This is a genomic window from Amphritea balenae (assembly GCF_003858655.1).
GTDB classification, from domain to species: domain Bacteria; phylum Pseudomonadota; class Gammaproteobacteria; order Pseudomonadales; family Balneatricaceae; genus Amphritea; species Amphritea balenae.
In genome coordinates this window covers 26,649-44,437 of record NZ_RQXV01000018.1, presented here as the reverse complement: position 1 = coordinate 44,437, position 17,789 = coordinate 26,649, and the positions used below count along the sequence as shown (strand labels likewise).

Below are 17,789 nucleotides of genomic sequence, written 5' to 3'. Positions count from 1 at the left end.
TGGGGACGTGTGAGCATAAACGAATATCGTAACAGCAATGCCAAACCTTCCTAACAAATCAATGAACTTTGCGCCTTCGGCGCCGGACAGCCTAACGGCTGCCCGGTTATTGAAGCGTTATCTCTTATGAATAAACTACTAAGCATCTTACTGTTTTTGTTATCTCTTTCTGCTCACGCCCAGATGGAGCCCCATCAGTTATGCTATTCAATATCTAGCTATATAAATCTCGATGATGCTGCGATTAGTGAGCTGCAGTCTGTTACAGATAAGTATTACCAAAAAGCTTTTGCACAAGCTCCTGAAATTGCAAAGGGCTTTGCTAAACTTCCAGACAATTGGTTAAAACAATCTTTACTAGCAGGTTTAGCTACATGTTATCTCGAAGGAATCAATGTTGAGATAGACATGGAAAAAGGAAAGCAATTACTTTCTGAAGCAGCCGCAATTGGTAGTAAAGAAGCAGCACATAGGCTTGCCAGCATACGTATGTTGATGTCCCCTGATCCAGAAGAGAAGCGTCTAGGGTTTGAATATCTTAATCATGAATTTGCAGAAGGTTCTGCTTATGCTGCCGGGAAGTTAGGATGGGCTTATCAGCACGGGTTTGGTGTTACTCCAGATATAAACAAGGCTTTAGAGCTATATCATTATGCTGCTGAGAAGGGGATGACCTACTGGCAATATTTACTCGCGCACGCATATGAAAAAGGATATTTAGGGCTTAAGGTAAATCACGATAAAACTAGCTATTGGCTCAACGATGTACCCAAAGTTCATATAGCAAAGTACGAGTGCTGGGTTGCAAACTATTATGAGAATGGAACATTTCCTCAAAATGAGGAAGAACATCAAAAGTATAGTGAAAAATGCTATTTAGATAACAAGTAAAGGCAACTGACGCATTCTGCGCGGTTGCTTTGAGCGTTAGGGATCAACACCATGTACAAAAAAATCTTAATCTTATCTTTGTTTTTTGTAACCTCACTATCCAGAGCCGATGAAATAATGAATGCTTTAAATGCAATGGATAGCCTCATTAGGGAGACCGGAGATCCAAAGGTCTTCGCTGAGAGTGTTGTTGAAAAGATAAAGAGCGATGAGTGCCGAGATCTAGTGCCGCTTATTCATAAGCAAAGTAAATATTTCAATGATTCAGAGTATTTTTATGCTAAGTGCGTATACCAGTCCCGCCAGTTTGGGAAAATTATAAATACTGAGTATGGGCCAATTGGGTTTGCCCCACTTGGACCAAACGGTAAGCCTCCTCTGCTACCATCACAAAAGGTTTATGTTCAAATCGAGCTAAATGGAAAGGTGCAAGAGAGAGGCATATTCATCAACTTTCTTCCTCTAAATGGGAAGTTTGAAATTGTTGATATCGACTTTATATTTGGAAAGGCTAGATAAGTCCCTAACAAGAAAAGGCAGCATCGCCACTTCGTGGCTGGACGCGCTAACGCGCGCCGCTGCTTTGGGCGTTATAAGCCTTAGGAAGTATGGAAGAATCTATTAGGCATCTGTATTCATTACTGTGCAACTGTGAATACGACAAAGTTCATTGGCTTACCTCAGGAAACCGTTTGTCGGTTGAAGAAATGGCGTGGGCTATATCAGAATATGGAGAAAAACTTATTCCGTATCCTGAACAAGTAAATTTGGACATAATTGAAATTTCAAATTCAGCGTTAAAGTCGTGGAGTGTTACGGCTCCTGTATACACCCATGTAGAAGGGCTATCAGATCTTTCTATCGAATTAACGGTAACCCAAAATGCTCAGGGTAAGTTTACTCTATCGCTGGATGATATTAGGGTGTTGTAGCGGCTTATAAAAAGGCGTTAAAGTAATCGGACACAAAATGCTGGCTGTGTTCGCTTCGCTCATAAGTTTAGTCAGCTATTTTTGTGCCGCTTAACGCGGCGTTAAGTGTACTCTATGGACTGGCACAGAAAACCGATATCTCAATTTCTTTGCAATAAGTTCCTTCAATCTATAGAGGGAATCATTGTTCTTATTTTCTGGGCAATTTATGCAGTGTTCTTTATCTTTGCAGAGGTGGCACCAAAGACTATTTTTCTATCCAGCGCAGAAGCCAGTAGTGCAAAATTCACGGCTGTGTCATACCCACTTATTTTGTTTATATGGTATTGCCGCATATGTGGTAGTGACGATTTTCGAAGTAGTCTTTCTAATACACTGTGGGTAGTTGTCGGTGGCCTTCTACCTTTCTGGTTGGTTTATGGGTAATCGTACACTTAACAAAAACATTAAAGATCACCCTTCGGGCTTGGACCGTCGCTACGCTCCGGCCCTTTATGTAGGGCGTTATGTGACAACCAAACTAATCAATAGGAAATATTGATATGAAAGCAAATGGTAAATGTCTCTGCGGTTCGGTAGAACTAGAAGCGGAGCTATCCTCTACTGAAGCAGCTGCGTGTCATTGTAGTATGTGTAGAAATTGGTCTGGAGGTCCGATGATGGCCATTGAGTGTGGTGACTCTTTGAAAGTATCAGATGAAGCTTCGGTTATTAGGTATCAATCATCTGAGTGGGCAGAAAGGGGGTTTTGTGCGAAGTGTGGAACCCATCTGTTCTATTTCCTAAAACCGGCTAATCAGTACCACATTCCAGCAGGCTTATTGGATATTGAAGCAGAGTACAAGTTTAGTCATCAGATTTTCATTGATGAAAAACCTGAGTACTACAATTTTTCCAATGAAACTCAAAACATGACAGGTTCCGAAGTGTTTGCACATTTTGAGAGTGAGCAGTAAGCACATAACAAGCGCAGGTTACGAAAAACCTTTTCGTTCCTTCGTCACTACAAGTTTTCCGCAACTGCGGGCGTTATGCATAGGTAGAGATCGGAGATGAAGAAAGGAGAGCTAATATTTTTCTGCGGAAAGATGGGGGCCGGAAAATCCACGAAAGCGAGCGAAATCTCGCAGGATAGAAATGCGGTGTTGCTTTCTGAGGATGAGTGGCTTGAGTCGCTCTATCCCAATAAAGTTAGTTCATTGTACGACTATGTTAAATATTCAAATCTGATTAAACCCCAAATTAAAAAGTTGGTACAGTCGATTTTAGCTACTGGAACAGATGTAGTAATGGACTTCCCAGCCAATACCATTTCACAACGAGAATGGTTTCGGGAAATTTACGCAGAAGTTGGTGCGCCGCACCACATGGTGTATCTCGATATACCAAATAATATTTGCCTTGAGCAAATTGCCCAAAGGCGTATTGATCAACCACAGCGGGCTGCTACAGATACTGTGGAGATGTTTGAGGCTGTTACAAAGTTTTTTGCGGCACCAAAGCCAGAAGAGGGCTTTAACATAACCAAAATTGTGCAAAATGTATAACAATGCGCACAAGCAAAGCTGCGCCGCTTTGCTAGGTGTTAGGGGGCTAGAAAGCATGAAGCCAAAAGAGGGAGTTGAACCAAGTCTACTTCATCTGGAAATAAAAAGGGTGTGCCGACTAATTGCGGCTCGTCAATATAACTCATTCGTGAAATGCCCTCCGCGCCATTAATTCTTTAACTGCGCCTTAGAAGGAGTAACATACAGGCCTTCATTTCAAAACTAAGTGATTACCATGACAGTTGACCTGAATAATCATTACGGCCTAAGTCCTACGCATAGTGAAGTGGTCGAAGCGTGTAAAATTATTGAACCATGCGATGCCCTGGACATGGGCTGTTCCAATGGGCGTAACACTTTATACCTGAGCCAGCTTGGCTTTAACGTTGTCGCAGTAGACAACAACCCCAACGCGATTAATATGCTGCAGCACATTGTGAGCGAACAGGATATAGCCAACATTCAGGCGCAGGTGTACGACATCAATAATTCCAGGCTTGGTGTGGATTATGGCTTTATAGCCTGCACTGTCACCCTGATGTTTCTAAACCCAGATCGTATCGAGGCGGTGATTGCCGATATGCAAGAGCGTACTCTGCCCGGTGGTTATAACCTGATTGTTTGCGCTATGAGCACTGAAGAATACCCATGCCCGGTCCGCTTCCCTTTTACCTTAACCAAAGCAGGGCAGTTGCGTGAGGCTTACGAGGGGTGGGAACTGATTAAGTACAATGAGGACGTAGGCACCATGCACAATGGCGTACAGTTGCAGTTTGCGACCATGTTGGCGCGGAAACCTGCCTAGTTAAATGTGCCACCTAACCGGCGCAGTCAGCACCCGTAGTAAGCTGCGCCAAACCCTTAATTCTTAGGAGCTGTAAACAGGCATCATGACGCGAAAAACATTATCGTTGAAAGTCAAAAGAAATAAAGCCGCAAAACCCGTCGATAAGGTGGTCAGAGAGGTCGTTCATGATGACCCACAAAAGCGTTTTTTAAATGGCATAGCTGTCCATCCTTCACCTTGTATTCGCCTGGAATCAGGCTCTCAGCAAGCGACTATGCGAGCGATGGATCTGATCACGCCCATAGGCATGGGGCAGCGGGGGTTAATTGTTGCTCCACCGGGTTCCGGTAAAACAACCATTCTGAAGCATATTTGTCAGTCAGTTGGGCAGGCTTATCCCGAGATAAAGCTATATGCGTTACTCATCGATGAGCGACCGGAAGAGGTGATTGATTTTAAGCGTAGCGTGTCGGCACAAGTGTATGCCTCGTCTTCGGATGAGCGTTATGAGCAACACGTCCGGGTGGCCAATGATCTGCTCAACACCGCCCGCAAGGAGGCCGGCGAAGGTCACAATGTGATGATTGTTATCGATTCTCTGACAAGGCTCTCACGGGTACATAATGCCGAGCGAAAGAGCAGCGGTCGTACTATGTCCGGCGGGCTTGACGCCAGGGCTATGGAGATACCCCGGAAATTGTTCGGTGCTGCCAGAAAGATTGAAAACGGAGGCTCGCTTACCATTTTAGCGACTGTACTGGTTGATACCGGCAGTCGGATGGATCAGGTGATATTTGAGGAGTTCAAGGGCACGGGCAATATGGAAATCGTGTTATCAGGCGAGTTGGCTAATAAACGCATTTTTCCCGCACTTGATATTGCTAAAAGCAGTACGCGCCGTGAGGAGTTGCTTCTGAATTCGAAAGATATCGCCAGTGTAAGAACGCTGCGAAGGGGGCTTACTAGCCTAAAACCTGCAGAGGGTGCCAGAAAACTTGCTGAGTTATTAGCGCAGTACCCGACGAATGCAGAACTGTTGAGTTCTTTGTCGCCAAATAACTAAATACAATGATTCAAAGCCCGTACAGCTAATGTGTTTTAGAAGCATGCAGGGAGGGCTTGCTGGTCATTACAATTAAGAAGGTTCTTCTGGTTTGTTCAAGTCGGGAACCGGTGGTGTTTCTTTGATGCTGACGTGTGCTGAGCGTTGTTAGGATTGCATGAACTAATCTGGAGGAGTCCAGCCTCCTTTAATATGTTTATTACTCCATTTAGCAATTTCCTAAAGAATCGATAAGGTTTCTTTACCTTACTGTGTTAACAAATATTTATATCTCTTGGGTCTCGATTGATACTGCTTTTTTTAACATATTTTCGGATTCAAGCTATTTTTAATAGCTCTGCCAGCCTGTTTGTCGGTATTTTCTCGGGTGAATTAGCGAGTTCGCTGTATGTCTCTCAGGTTTATTCCAGCTTTATGGTTCAAAAGCGTTCAGCGTTGCAACAACCGGCTATTCCGGTAGAATCTTCCGCACTATAACTACACAACATTTCGCTTAATATCTAATAATAGAACAGGAGTCGCTTGTGGAACTCGCATGTCTTGACCTGGAAGGTGTACTGATCCCTGAGATCTGGATCGCTTTTGCTGAAGAAACCGGAATTGAAGAGCTTAAAGCGACTACCCGCGATATTCCCGATTACGATGTGCTGATGAAACAGCGTTTGCGTATTCTGGATGAGCATGGTCTGACTTTGCCACAGATTCAGGCGACTATTGATCGTTTGTCTCCATTGGAGGGGGCCCGTGAGTTTATCGACTGGCTGCGTGAGCGCTTTCAGGTCGTGATTCTGTCTGATACCTTCTATGAGTTTGCTTCCCCGTTAATGAAGCAACTGGGTCACCCAACCCTGCTGTGTCATAAGCTGGAAGTGAACGATGGAGGCCGTATTACGGATTACACATTACGTCAGGTTGACCCTAAGCGTCAGTCGGTACGAGCATTCCAGTTGCTGAACTACCGTGTAATCGCCGCCGGCGATTCCTACAACGATACGACGATGCTTACCCAGGCTGAGTCGGGTATTTTGTTCCATTCCCCGCAGAACGTTATAGACGAGTTTCCTCAGTTCCCTGCGGTGCAAACCTTTGAAGATCTGAAGAAAGAGTTTCTTAAAGCCAGTAATCGTGATCTGTCTCTATAAATAGGTTATGCAGTCTGGCTTTTCTGTATTTTAAACGGTAACTTTGTTGCCGTTTTTTATGTCTTAAACATGGAGTTGTTAAATGTCTCAAGGAAAAGTGATCCTCTCTCTGGCGGTATCTGCTGTTTTACTACAAGGCTGTGCAGGTAGTGCAAATCACGAAGTAATGACTGCGTATAATGCGTCCGATGAATCTCTAAGCTGTGAACAGCTTAGTTACGAGCAGGCTCGGGCTCAGACAGTGATTAATCAGGTGAATGAAGATAAAGATGATGTCTCTGGTGCAGATATTGTCGATGGTATTTTCTGGTTTCCGTTCAATCTCATTGCTAAGAATATGAATTACGAAGATGCTTTGGAGGCTGCTAATGCCCGCATAGCGCGTCTTGATTCATTGCGTAATAGTAACAACTGCTCAGATGAGCAAATGGCTGAAGTCGAAAAAGGCCTGGAAGCAAAATTGACAGAATTAAAAGATCTTAGGGATAAAGATCTGATTTCTGAAGAAGAGTATAAAAAGGCCCGTAAAGATGTTCTTTTTAATGGCTGATGCCAGCTTTGAAAGTTAAACGTTTTTAAAAGCCCCGAATAACGGGGCTTTATATTCTGGCGGTATTCAATCGCTGTTTAACGTCCTTCTGTTGAAATAGCCCTGGTTAGCTAAAATCTTCATCGAGTAGCTGTCTTAATAGCTCGTCTATCTCTTCTGTGCTGTGATCAGCCGCATGTTCACTCCATTCTTCATGGATCTCTTCGAGACGCTTGTCATGCTGTTGGCGTAGTTTGCGCCGCATAGCGCCTGCAATATAACGGGTTTTCTCTTTTTTAGTTTGTAGATTCAGTCTGGGTACTTCAGTGGGGCTGCCATCTTTATCGACCGCAATCATGGTAAGAAAGCAGCTGTTGGTGTGACGCATCGTACGTTCATGAATATTTTCGGACATCACCTTAACACCCACTTCCATCGATGAGCGGCCGGTGTAATTTACCGAAGCGTAAAAAGGTGACCAACTCGCCGACATTGACGGATTCTTTAAAATGAACACTATCGACCGACAGGGTCACTACATAATGGCCGCTGTAATGAGCGGCACAGGCATAGGCAACCTGATCAAGAATCTTGAGCAGAGCACCGCCATGTACCTTGCCTGAGAAGTTGGCCATGTCAGGTGTCATCAACATGGTCATAGAGATGGAATCGTCATTTCGGGTGACAAAGTGATCGCTCATAGGAATCCCTTTTACTATTTACAACCAGTGTAGATAGCAGGGTGATGATCAGAGAGGCAAGTTACCCAAATTGGCAAGCACCGCATTTGTTAATGCGGTGCCATATCGCTAGGAGAGGGATTTTCCAGTTACTGGTAAGGTTTGAGTCAGTATCTGGCGCGCCGTACTGCGGTGGTTTAGCTACTTTGGAATGTTTTTTCCAGCGGGCGTAGTAGATTGTTTACTTTATTGTAAGTTTCCTGATATTCATCGGCTGTTTCAGAGTCGGCAACAATACCTCCGCCTGCCCAGCAGTGAATTTTATCGTTTTGACAGAGTAAGGTGCGAATCGTGATGCTGGTATCCAGTTTCCCACTGAAGCTCAGGTAGCCGATAGAACCGCAATAGATACTGCGTCGGTTAGGTTCCAGCTCATCAATGATCTGCATCGCTCTGATCTTCGGTGCGCCGGTGATAGAACCGCCGGGAAAGCTGTGCTCAAGCAGATCGATCGCTGTATTGCTGCTATCCAGTTGGCCGACAATAGTGCTGACCAGATGATGGACGTTGGCATAGGATTCAACCGCGAAGAGCTTAGGTACCCGCACACTGCCATGCTGACAGACTTTGCTGATATCGTTGCGCATCAGGTCCACAATCATCAGATTTTCTGAACGGTCTTTCTCGCTATCCTGTAGTGCTAATTTAAGCTGCGCATCGGTGGCCGGGTTATCGCCTCTGGGGCGGGTGCCTTTGATCGGTTTTGTGGTCACTTTAGCGCCGCTGACTTCCAGAAACTGCTCAGGGGATAGCGAAAGTATCGCGCCTTTGGTGGTTTCAATATAAGCGGAATAGGGGGTGGGAGCATGCTCTCTTAAAAGCTTGTAGGCTGCCCAGGCATCACCTTCATAATCAGCACTGAAGCGTTGAGCGAAGTTTACCTGATAGCAATCACCTGCCTGTATATAGTCGGCGATCTTAGCCAGTGAGTCATAGTATTGTGCTTCACTCATATTACTTTCAAACAGTGAACGCAAAGCAAATTCTGAGTTAGCTTTAGTGGTCGTCAGATCTGGCGTGATAAACCGTGCTAACAGTGCTTGTGCCTGGTGCTTATCGTGCATTGGCGTGGTGACCAACTGAGTAGTTTTCAGCTCATGGTCGATAATCAGTGCCCAACTGTATATGCCCACCAGCATATCAGGCAGATCGATATCCCGCTGGGTTTGCTCTGGCAGTGTTTCCAGTGAGCGGCCAAGGTCATAAGAAAAATAGCCCAGAATGCCCCCGCAAAAAGGCAGTTCAGTCAGCTCTGGCTGTTGAGGTGTGGGGCAGCGCTGTTGATACTGTTCAAATAGTGTTTGCAGATGACTGAACGGATTGCCTGATAATTGCTGCTCTTCACCGTTACCGCTAATCAGTGTTTGGTTGTCTGAATAGCTCAGCTGTGCAGCGGGATCTGCAGACATAATGTCGTAACGGCCATAGCGTCCGGCTGGTTTGCCGCTATCGAGATAGACCGGTGCAGGCAGGTGGCGTATCGCTTCAAAATACCGGGTGCTGTATTCCAGATAAGGAAGTGAAAAAAGTCTGTACACTCAACAAGCCTTAGTAATGCCTTTAACTACCTGGCAGAGCTTTGTTTAGCAAAGCTCAGTCTGATAAAAACCAATTCAACAAAGTCATATCAGGTGGCGAAAGGTCGGTCCGAAAATAGCCTGAATACAGACTGTTCTGAAAAACGGATTGTAACCAGCCATACCGGTGAAAGCGAGGTGCAACTGTGTTATTTATCCCTGTTAAGGAATATTATTTTGCTACAGGATACTATGCGCGATTATCATCTGGCTTGCCCCAGTGCGACCTGACATTCCATATTAAGTAAGAAGATACTTAAGCTTATGAAACACCCTTACACTATGACTCAGCATCAGCTTAAACTCGCTGATCAGAATATTTCATACCGGCTGTATAAGAATCCGACAGCTGAATCATCCCGCCGACTGGTTATGCTGCATGGTGCCGGTGTTGCAGGCCTTGATACCTGGGGGGCGATGGTGCCGATGTTGACCCAGTGGTCTGAAGTGTTGGTGCCGGATCAGCGCGGTACCGGGTTGACCCGGTACCCGGATGGTGAAGAATATGAGTTCAGCGTTACAGAGCTGGTTAACGATCTTAGTTCGTTGGTGGACCATCTGGGCTGGTGGCAGTTTGATCTGGCCGGTTACTCCATGGGGGGAATGGTCTCGCTGATCTATAAACAACGTTGCCACGATAGGGTGCAGAAACAGTTTCTGATGGAAGCTGCGGTGTTGGATCGTCCCTGTTGGGATTCTACGGTTGTGCTGAGACATCAGTACAGTGCTGCGGCAAATCACCTTAAAGGTCCCGATGCTGATAGGGGTATCAAAACCTTTTTAGATACAATTTCGCCGAACCGTAAAATTACGCCAGCGGTCGAGTTGTTGACAATCCAGCGTCTGGGCGCCCGGCCTTTAGGCTTTGCCAATGCACTTCATTGTGTTACTGAAGCGATCAACAGTATAAACCGTGAAGAACTGGTTGCCGCTCAGGGGGATGTTACCAGCTTTATCGGGGGCTACAGCGTCGATCTGATGCATCAGTATCATCGGGAACTGGCGGAAAGATTGCCAAACTGGCACTACTTTCTGGTACCGGGTACCGATCACTCCTTACCTTTTCAAAAGCCCCGCCAAATTGCCCGCATAATGGCTGCAGAGTTGCAGCGATACCTCTCCTGAGAGAAGCCTGAATGAGTCATTATTACAGCTAAAAGCCCCGTTCTACGGGGCTTTTTGGGTTGTGCTTGCGCTATTAGGATATACCCCTATACTTTTGTAGCATGTCGACAGTTTAAACCATTAGTATTGTTGACGAGTCTAAAAAAGGGTTGTATTGTTAGTCTCAGTTCAAGATTGTCGACAATCCACAAAGAGGGATGCAATGACAGAATTAGCAGAGATTAACGATAGCAGTACTGAGGCACTAACCCTGGCAGATAAGGTTTGTGGTCAGCTGGTTACTGCGATTGTCCGGGGGGATATTCCGCCGGGTCAGAAGATCAGTGAGCCAGAGTTGGCTCGTACTTACGGTATTAGCCGTGGTCCTCTGCGCGAAGCTATTCGTCGTCTTGAAGGTTTACGTCTGGTTGTTCGTATTCCACATGTCGGTGCAAGAGTTGTATCACTGTCTCCGGAAGAGCTGATCGAGATCTATCGTATTCGTGAAGCGCTTGAAGGTATGGCGTGTCGCCTTGCTGCTGACAATATGAACGAAGCTGAGATCGCCAGCTTGCGTGAACTGTTATATCAACACGAAAAGAATATCGAACAGATTGATGGTCGCGCTTACTTTCAAAAAGAGGGCGACCTTGATTTTCATTACCGAATCGTTCAATCCAGCAAAAACTCAAAACTGTTTGAACTACTTGGTGGTGAACTGTATCACCTGGTACGTATGTACCGTTATCAATTCAGCGTTTCTAAATCACGTCCGCAGCGAGCCCTGAAGGAACACCATCGCATTCTTGATGCGATTGAAGAGAGGGATGGCGAGCTGGCAGAACTGCTAATGCGTCGTCATATCAGTCGAGCACGCCGGAACATTGAAGAACGTCTGAATCCAACGAATAAAGAAGAGAGGGAGTAACCCATGAGCAAACTGACCGCAGGCGGCCGTTTCCGCAAAGCACTGGCTGAATCTAACCCATTACAGATCGTTGGTACGACTAACGCATACCATGCAATGATGGCTGAGCGTGTAGGCCACAAAGCTATCTACCTGTCAGGTGGTGGTGTTGCTAACCACTCTTACGGTCTGCCTGATCTGGGTATGACCTCAATGAATGATGTTCTGGCTGATGTAGGTCGTATCACCAGTGCTGTTGAAACGCCACTGATTGTTGATATCGATACCGGTTGGGGTGGCGCATTCAATATCGCTCGCACGGTTAAAGAGATGACTAAATATGGTGCTGCTGGTTGCCATATTGAAGATCAGGTAGCGCAGAAGCGTTGTGGTCACCGTCCTAATAAAGAGATCGTTTCTCTGGAAGAGATGGTTGACCGTGTTAAAGCCGCTGTAGATGCCAAGACCGATGATGATTTCTTCGTTATTGCCCGTACCGATGCGTTCCAGATGGAAGGTCTGAATGCTGCGGTAGAACGTGCTCAGGCATGTCTGGAAGCTGGTGCTGACGGTATCTTTGCTGAAGCTGTTCACACCCTGGATGACTACAAAGCCTTCTCAGATGGTATCAATGGTTCACACCTGTTAGCTAACATCACTGAGTTTGGAGCTACCCCGCTTTATAACACTGCAGAGCTGGCAGAAAACGGCGCCACGATGGTGCTGTACCCACTGTCAGCATTCCGTGCTGCTAACCTGGCGGCACTGAATGTATACGAAGCGCTGCTGCGTGACGGTGATCAGAAAGCCGTTGTAGACACTATGCAGACCCGGATGGATCTGTATGACTTCCTGAACTATCACGACTTTGAGCAGAAGTTAGACGCATTGTTTGAGGAAGGCAAAAACAAGTAATTAAAGCTATTGCGCTTGGAAAGAGGGTGTTAAACATTCACTCGATATGCTCACTTACAAATGTAAGCTCCGCTATCTCCTGAACGTTTGCCTACTTTTTCCTTCGCTCATCACGCTTTAAGAATTACAGCTACTGCATTAGGTCAGTAGTAGAACAACATAACCAGATCGAAAAAAATACTGTAACGGGCTGCCAATTTGTTGTTACTAGCCCGCAAGCAGAAAGGAGAGATAGGATGGCAGAAGCTAAGAAATTAAGTGGTGCAGGTCTGCGTGGTCAGTCTGCTGGTGAAACCGCACTTTGTACTGTTGGTCAGACCGGATCGGGTCTGACGTACCGTGGTTACGATATTAAAGAACTGGCTGATAAAGCCCAGTTTGAAGAAGTAGTTTACCTGCTACTGTACGGCAAGCTGCCAAATCAGGGTGAGCTTGATGCCTATAAAGCCCGCCTGAAAGGTATGCGTTCTCTGCCGGACGCTCTGAAAACAGTATTGGAACAGATTCCGGCTGACGCGCATCCGATGGATGTTATGCGTACCGGTTGTTCAATGCTGGGCAACCTGGAAACTGAAACGGACTTTGCCGATCAGCACGATCATATCGATCGTATGATGGCTGCATTCCCAGGCATCATTAACTACTGGTACAACTTCAGCCATAACGGCAAGCGTATCAATGTGGAAACTGATGCGGATTCTATCGGCGAGCAGTTCCTTTGGACGCTACACGATAAGAAGCCTGAACCTCTTCACGTTGAAGTAATGCATGCCTCGCTGATTCTGTATGCTGAGCATGAGTTCAATGCATCTACCTTTACTGCACGTGTCTGTGCATCAACACTGTCCGATATTCATAGCTGTGTTACAGCTGCAATCGGTTCCCTGCGTGGACCGCTGCACGGTGGTGCTAACGAAGCGGCAATGGCGATGATTGAAAACTGGCGTTCTGCTGAAGAAGCTGAAACCGAAGTTATGGGCATGCTGGAACGTAAAGATAAGATCATGGGCTTTGGCCACGCGATCTATCGTGAATCAGATCCACGTAATGCGATCATCAAAGAATGGTCTAAGAAACTGTCTGAGCAGGTAGGTGATGAATACCTGTATGACGTCTCTGAACGTGTTGAAGCGGTTATGTGGCGTGAGAAGAAGTTGTTCTGTAACGCTGACTTCTTCCATGCATCTGCTTACAACTTCATGGGTATTCCTACAGCGTTGTTTACGCCGATCTTCGTTTGTTCACGTGCTTCAGGCTGGGCCGCTCACGTAATGGAGCAGCGCGCTAACAACCGTATTATCCGTCCATCTGCGGATTACACTGGTCCTGATACTGCCGAGTGGGTTGATATCGCTGATCGCGCCTAAGCTGATCTGCCAGGCTCAGTTCTGAGCCGCCTACAGGGAAGGGGGTAACCCCTTCCTGGATTCAAATTTCAAAATACAGGTGTTATATGAACACTGAATACCGTAAATCTTTAGCCGGTACCGATCTTGATTACTACGACACCCGTGCGGCAGTCGATGCGATCCAGGCCGGTGCTTACGCGGCATTGCCGTACACTTCACGTGTTCTGGCCGAGCAGTTAGTGCGTCGCTGTGATCCAGCGGCACTGACCGACTCCCTGAAGCAACTTATCGAACGTAAGCAGGATCTGGATTTTCCATGGTATCCGGCTCGTGTAGTTTGTCACGATATCCTCGGTCAGACCGCACTGGTTGACCTTGCAGGTCTGCGTGATGCTATCGCTGATCAGGGTGGTGATCCATCGGAGGTCAATCCGGTTGTACCTACTCAGTTGATTGTTGATCACTCTCTGGCAGTTGAAGCACCGGGATTTGATTCGGATGCCTTCCAAAAGAACCGTGATATTGAAGATCGTCGAAATGATGACCGTTTCCACTTTATCAACTGGACTAAAAAAGCATTTAAAAACGTCGACGTGATTCAGCCAGGTAACGGCATCATGCACCAGATCAACCTGGAGAAGATGTCTCCAGTGATCCAGGCGCGCGATGGTGTTGCTTTCCCTGATACCTGTGTTGGTACCGACAGTCATACCCCGCATGTTGATGCGCTGGGTGTAATCGCGATCGGTGTCGGTGGTCTGGAAGCCGAAACCGTTATGTTGGGTCGTCCATCTATGATGCGTCTACCGGACATTATCGGTGTTGAGCTGATCGGTAAGCGTCAGCCGGGAATCACCGCGACGGATATTGTTCTGGCAATCACTGAATTCCTGCGTAATCAGAAAGTTGTTTCTTCTTATCTGGAATTCTTCGGTGAAGGCGCTAAGAACCTGACCATTGGTGACCGGGCTACTATCTCTAACATGACACCGGAATTTGGTGCTTCTGCCGGTATGTTCTATATCGACGAGCAGACGATCGATTACCTTAAGCTGACTGGCCGTGAGCAGCAGCAGGTAGCATTGGTAGAACAGTATGCTAAAGAGACAGGCCTTTGGGCTGATGATCTTGCAGAAGCGAAGTACGAACGTGTGCTGACCTTTGACCTGTCATCTGTATGCCGCAATATGGCGGGGCCTTCTAACCCGCATCGTCGTCTGCCGACCTCTGATCTGGAATCACGTGGTATCGCAGTTGATCTGGATAAAGCGCAGGCTGAAGAAGCTGAAGGCCTGATGCCTGATGGTGCTGTTATCATCGCTGCCATCACTTCCTGTACTAACACCTCTAACCCGCGCAATGTTGTAGCGGCTGGTTTGATTGCGCGTAACGCCAATAAGCTGGGTCTGGTGCGTAAGCCATGGGTTAAATCTTCATTTGCCCCAGGTTCTAAGGTTGCCAAACTGTACCTTGAAGAATCCGGTTTACTGCCAGAGATGGAGAAACTGGGCTTCGGTATCGTTGGTTATGCCTGTACTACCTGTAATGGTATGAGTGGTGCGCTGGATCCTAAGATTCAGCAGGAAATCATCGACCGCGATCTGTACTCAACTGCAGTACTGTCAGGTAACCGTAACTTTGATGGCCGAATCCATCCGCATGCTAAGCAGGCGTTTCTTGCCTCGCCACCGTTGGTAGTCGCCTACGCAATTGCAGGTACTATGCGCTTTGATATCGAGAAAGATGTGCTGGGTAACGATCAGAATGGTAATCCGGTTACGCTGAAAGATATCTGGCCGAGCGATGAAGAGATTGATGCAATTGTAGCCTCGAGTGTTAAACCTGAGCAGTTCCAACAGGTGTACATTCCGATGTTCGATCTTGGTAATGATGAAAGTGAGCAGATCAGCCCGTTGTATGACTGGCGTCCACAGACTACCTACATCCGCCGTCCTCCATACTGGGAAGGCGCTCTGGCAGGTGAGCGTACTATGAAAGGTATGCGTCCGCTGGCAGTGCTGGGTGACAACATCACCACTGACCACCTGTCGCCTTCAAATGCGATTCAGGCGTCCAGTGCTGCGGGTGAGTATTGTGCCAAGATGGGCTTGCCGGAAGAGGACTATAACTCTTACGCAACTCACCGGGGTGACCACCTGACGGCACAACGTGCCACTTTTGCAAACCCTAAGCTACTGAACGAAATGTGTCGTGATGCGAACGGTGAAGTGAAGCAGGGCTCTTTGGCACGTATTGAGCCAGAAGGCACTGAGAGCCGCATGTGGGAAGCGATTGAAACCTATATGGAGCGTAAGCAGCCGCTGATTATCGTTGCCGGTGCCGACTATGGTCAGGGCTCGTCCCGTGACTGGGCCGCTAAAGGTGTACGTCTGGCGGGTGTTGAAGTGATCGTTGCTGAAGGTTTTGAGCGTATTCACCGGACTAACCTGGTGGGTATGGGTGTATTGCCAGTTGAATTCAAGGCCGGTGAAACCCGCGAAACTTATGCTATCGATGGTACTGAAACTTACGACGTTAAAGGTGAGATAACCCCGCGTGGAGATCTGACTGTTGTCGTTAACCGTGCTAATGGTGAGACGGTTGAGATCCCGGTGACCTGTCGCTTAGATACTGCTGAAGAAGTGCATGTATATGGTGCTGGTGGTGTTCTACAACGTTTCGCTCAGGACTTCCTGGAAGCGAACGCTTAAGGGCTTATTAGTAGCGTCTGATGTTTTCTGGGGCAGGTTACCTGTTGTCCTGAGGCCCGGTCTAACGACCGGGTGTCAGAGAAGTAGCCTGCTCCGGATCTATTTTATTGATTAATTTAAAGTCTTAATAATGTCATCTAAATAGTTAATATTATTAATGTTTTAGGTTTTTATTCGTGAGTAGAGTAGCTGTTGTATTGTTGCTCAGAGACACAGGATTAAATGATATGGCTTTCGTACCACAGATTAAAATTCCCGCTACTTATATGCGTGGCGGAACCAGTAAAGGTGTTTTCTTCCGTCGTCAGGATTTTCCTGAAGCTGCCCAACAGCCAGGTGAAGCCCGTGACAAAATTCTGATGCGAGTGATTGGTAGCCCTGATCCTTACGGTCAGCAGATTGACGGTATGGGTGGTGCAACATCCAGTACCAGCAAAACAGTTACCCTGGATAAAAGTGATCAGCCAGATCATGACGTGGATTATCTGTTTGGTCAGGTAGCGATCAATAAGCCCTTTGTTGACTGGTCTGGTAACTGCGGCAATCTGACTGGCGCGGTGGGTGCATTTGCGATCACCAATGGTCTTGTTGACGCTGATCGTATTCCTGAAAACGGTATCTGCACTGTGCGTATCTGGCAGAAGAATATCAAAAAGACCATTATCGCCCATGTGCCTATTACCAATGGTGAGGTGCAGGAGACCGGTGATTTTGAGCTGGACGGTGTGACTTTCCCTGCGGCGGAAGTGGTGATTGAGTTTATGGATCCAGCTGATGGTGAAGGCTCAATGTTCCCAACCGGAAACCTGGTTGATGATTTGGAGGTTCCGGGAATCGGTACATTCAAAGCGACTATGATCAATGCCGGCATCCCAACCATCTTCCTTAATGCTGAAGATATTGGTTATACCGGTACTGAGCTGCAGAAAGATATCAACTCTGATGCGGCAGCCCTGGAGCGTTTTGAAACTATTCGTGCTTACGGCGCAGTTAAGATGGGCCTTATAAACGATATATCAGAGGCGGTTGCCCGCCAGCATACTCCTAAGGTCGCTTTTGTCGCGCCCGCTACAGCCTATGAGTCATCCAGCGGTAAGCAGATTAATGAATCTGATATAGATCTCTGCGTCCGAGCGCTTTCCATGGGTAAGTTGCACCATGCGATGATGGGGACCGCTTCTGTTGCTATCGCAACGGCTGCTGCAGTCCCAGGGACTTTGGTTAATCTGGCCGCGGGTGGAGGAAGTCGTGAAGCGGTTACTTTCGGTCACCCTTCAGGCACTCTGAAAGTCGGAGCGGCAGCTGAGCAAAAAGCCAATGGCGACTGGACTGCAAAGAAAGCGGTTATGAGTCGTAGTGCCCGTGTCTTGATGGAAGGTAACGTACGTATTCCTGGCGATACTTTTTAAGGATGCTCTATAGAAGTCTGGAAACCGGATAACGGCGTTAAAAATCTTCTCAGAATGCTCATTTACAGTTGTAAGCTGTGCGTCTTCGAAAATTTTTGCCTTGTTCTTCGGCATCCAGTCATTCTCTATAACAACCTTAATGTTTAATTTGTATTAACGCAGAGTTTTTACAAAGGAACTCTGATC

The 17,789-nt window shown here is 46.8% G+C and carries 16 protein-coding genes and 1 pseudogene; 15 read left to right on the top strand and 2 right to left on the bottom strand.

Features of this window, described 5'->3' with window-relative positions:
• The first annotated feature begins 126 nt into the window (after positions 1-126).
• The 9 genes from EHS89_RS20645 to EHS89_RS20605 all read left to right on the top strand — a co-directional run bounded on the left by EHS89_RS20645 (position 127) and on the right by EHS89_RS20605 (position 6,912).
• The gene (locus tag EHS89_RS20645; RefSeq protein ID WP_124928067.1) at positions 127-891 is read left to right on the top strand and encodes a tetratricopeptide repeat protein; all 765 of its coding nucleotides are present in this window, start codon (positions 127-129) and stop codon (positions 889-891) included.
• A gap of 51 nt (positions 892-942) precedes the next feature.
• On the top strand, positions 943-1,410 hold the full coding sequence (locus EHS89_RS20640; protein WP_124928066.1) for a hypothetical protein: 468 nt from the start codon (positions 943-945) through the stop codon (positions 1,408-1,410).
• 89 nt (positions 1,411-1,499) lie between these two features.
• The gene (locus tag EHS89_RS20635) at positions 1,500-1,823 is read left to right on the top strand and encodes a DUF7668 domain-containing protein (RefSeq protein ID WP_420808877.1); all 324 of its coding nucleotides are present in this window, start codon (positions 1,500-1,502) and stop codon (positions 1,821-1,823) included.
• 542 nt (positions 1,824-2,365) lie between these two features.
• Positions 2,366-2,779, top strand: a complete 414-nt coding sequence (locus EHS89_RS20630; RefSeq protein ID WP_124928064.1) for a GFA family protein — start codon at positions 2,366-2,368, stop codon at positions 2,777-2,779.
• Positions 2,780-2,875: 96 nt separating this feature from the next.
• On the top strand, positions 2,876-3,370 hold the full coding sequence (locus EHS89_RS20625) for a P-loop nucleotide/nucleoside kinase family protein (protein ID WP_124928063.1): 495 nt from the start codon (positions 2,876-2,878) through the stop codon (positions 3,368-3,370).
• Between the two features lie 235 nt (positions 3,371-3,605).
• The gene (tehB, locus tag EHS89_RS20620; protein WP_124928069.1) at positions 3,606-4,175 is read left to right on the top strand and encodes a tellurite resistance methyltransferase TehB; all 570 of its coding nucleotides are present in this window, start codon (positions 3,606-3,608) and stop codon (positions 4,173-4,175) included.
• Between the two features lie 85 nt (positions 4,176-4,260).
• On the top strand, positions 4,261-5,220 hold the full coding sequence (gene rho, locus EHS89_RS20615) for a transcription termination factor Rho (RefSeq protein WP_124928062.1): 960 nt from the start codon (positions 4,261-4,263) through the stop codon (positions 5,218-5,220).
• Positions 5,221-5,744: 524 nt separating this feature from the next.
• Complete coding sequence (gene thrH, locus EHS89_RS20610; RefSeq protein WP_124928061.1) at positions 5,745-6,362, top strand: bifunctional phosphoserine phosphatase/homoserine phosphotransferase ThrH; 618 nt, start codon at positions 5,745-5,747, stop codon at positions 6,360-6,362.
• Between the two features lie 82 nt (positions 6,363-6,444).
• Complete coding sequence (locus EHS89_RS20605) at positions 6,445-6,912, top strand: SHOCT domain-containing protein (protein ID WP_124928060.1); 468 nt, start codon at positions 6,445-6,447, stop codon at positions 6,910-6,912.
• A gap of 106 nt (positions 6,913-7,018) precedes the next feature.
• Here EHS89_RS20605 and EHS89_RS20600 read toward each other — a convergent pair.
• Positions 7,019-7,592: pseudogene (locus tag EHS89_RS20600) on the bottom strand (acyl-CoA thioesterase).
• A gap of 176 nt (positions 7,593-7,768) precedes the next feature.
• Positions 7,769-9,169, bottom strand: a complete 1,401-nt coding sequence (gene pabB, locus EHS89_RS20595; RefSeq protein WP_124928059.1) for an aminodeoxychorismate synthase component I — start codon at positions 9,167-9,169, stop codon at positions 7,769-7,771.
• A 303-nt stretch (positions 9,170-9,472) separates the two neighbouring features.
• On the opposite strand from pabB, the gene EHS89_RS20590 reads away from it, so the two are divergent.
• The 6 genes from EHS89_RS20590 to prpF all read left to right on the top strand — a co-directional run bounded on the left by EHS89_RS20590 (position 9,473) and on the right by prpF (position 17,603).
• Entirely contained in the window at positions 9,473-10,333 is an 861-nt protein-coding gene (locus EHS89_RS20590; RefSeq protein ID WP_124928058.1) for an alpha/beta fold hydrolase, read from the top strand.
• A 202-nt stretch (positions 10,334-10,535) separates the two neighbouring features.
• Positions 10,536-11,240, top strand: a complete 705-nt coding sequence (locus EHS89_RS20585; protein WP_124928057.1) for a GntR family transcriptional regulator — start codon at positions 10,536-10,538, stop codon at positions 11,238-11,240.
• 3 nt (positions 11,241-11,243) lie between these two features.
• Positions 11,244-12,134, top strand: a complete 891-nt coding sequence (gene prpB / locus EHS89_RS20580; RefSeq protein ID WP_124928056.1) for a methylisocitrate lyase — start codon at positions 11,244-11,246, stop codon at positions 12,132-12,134.
• Positions 12,135-12,370: 236 nt separating this feature from the next.
• On the top strand, positions 12,371-13,501 hold the full coding sequence (prpC, locus tag EHS89_RS20575; protein WP_124928055.1) for a bifunctional 2-methylcitrate synthase/citrate synthase: 1,131 nt from the start codon (positions 12,371-12,373) through the stop codon (positions 13,499-13,501).
• A gap of 86 nt (positions 13,502-13,587) precedes the next feature.
• Complete coding sequence (acnD, locus tag EHS89_RS20570; protein ID WP_124928054.1) at positions 13,588-16,194, top strand: Fe/S-dependent 2-methylisocitrate dehydratase AcnD; 2,607 nt, start codon at positions 13,588-13,590, stop codon at positions 16,192-16,194.
• A 227-nt stretch (positions 16,195-16,421) separates the two neighbouring features.
• Positions 16,422-17,603 (top strand): 2-methylaconitate cis-trans isomerase PrpF, encoded by a 1,182-nt coding sequence (prpF, locus tag EHS89_RS20565; RefSeq protein ID WP_124928053.1) that lies wholly within the window; start codon positions 16,422-16,424, stop codon positions 17,601-17,603.
• Positions 17,604-17,789: the final 186 nt, after the last annotated feature.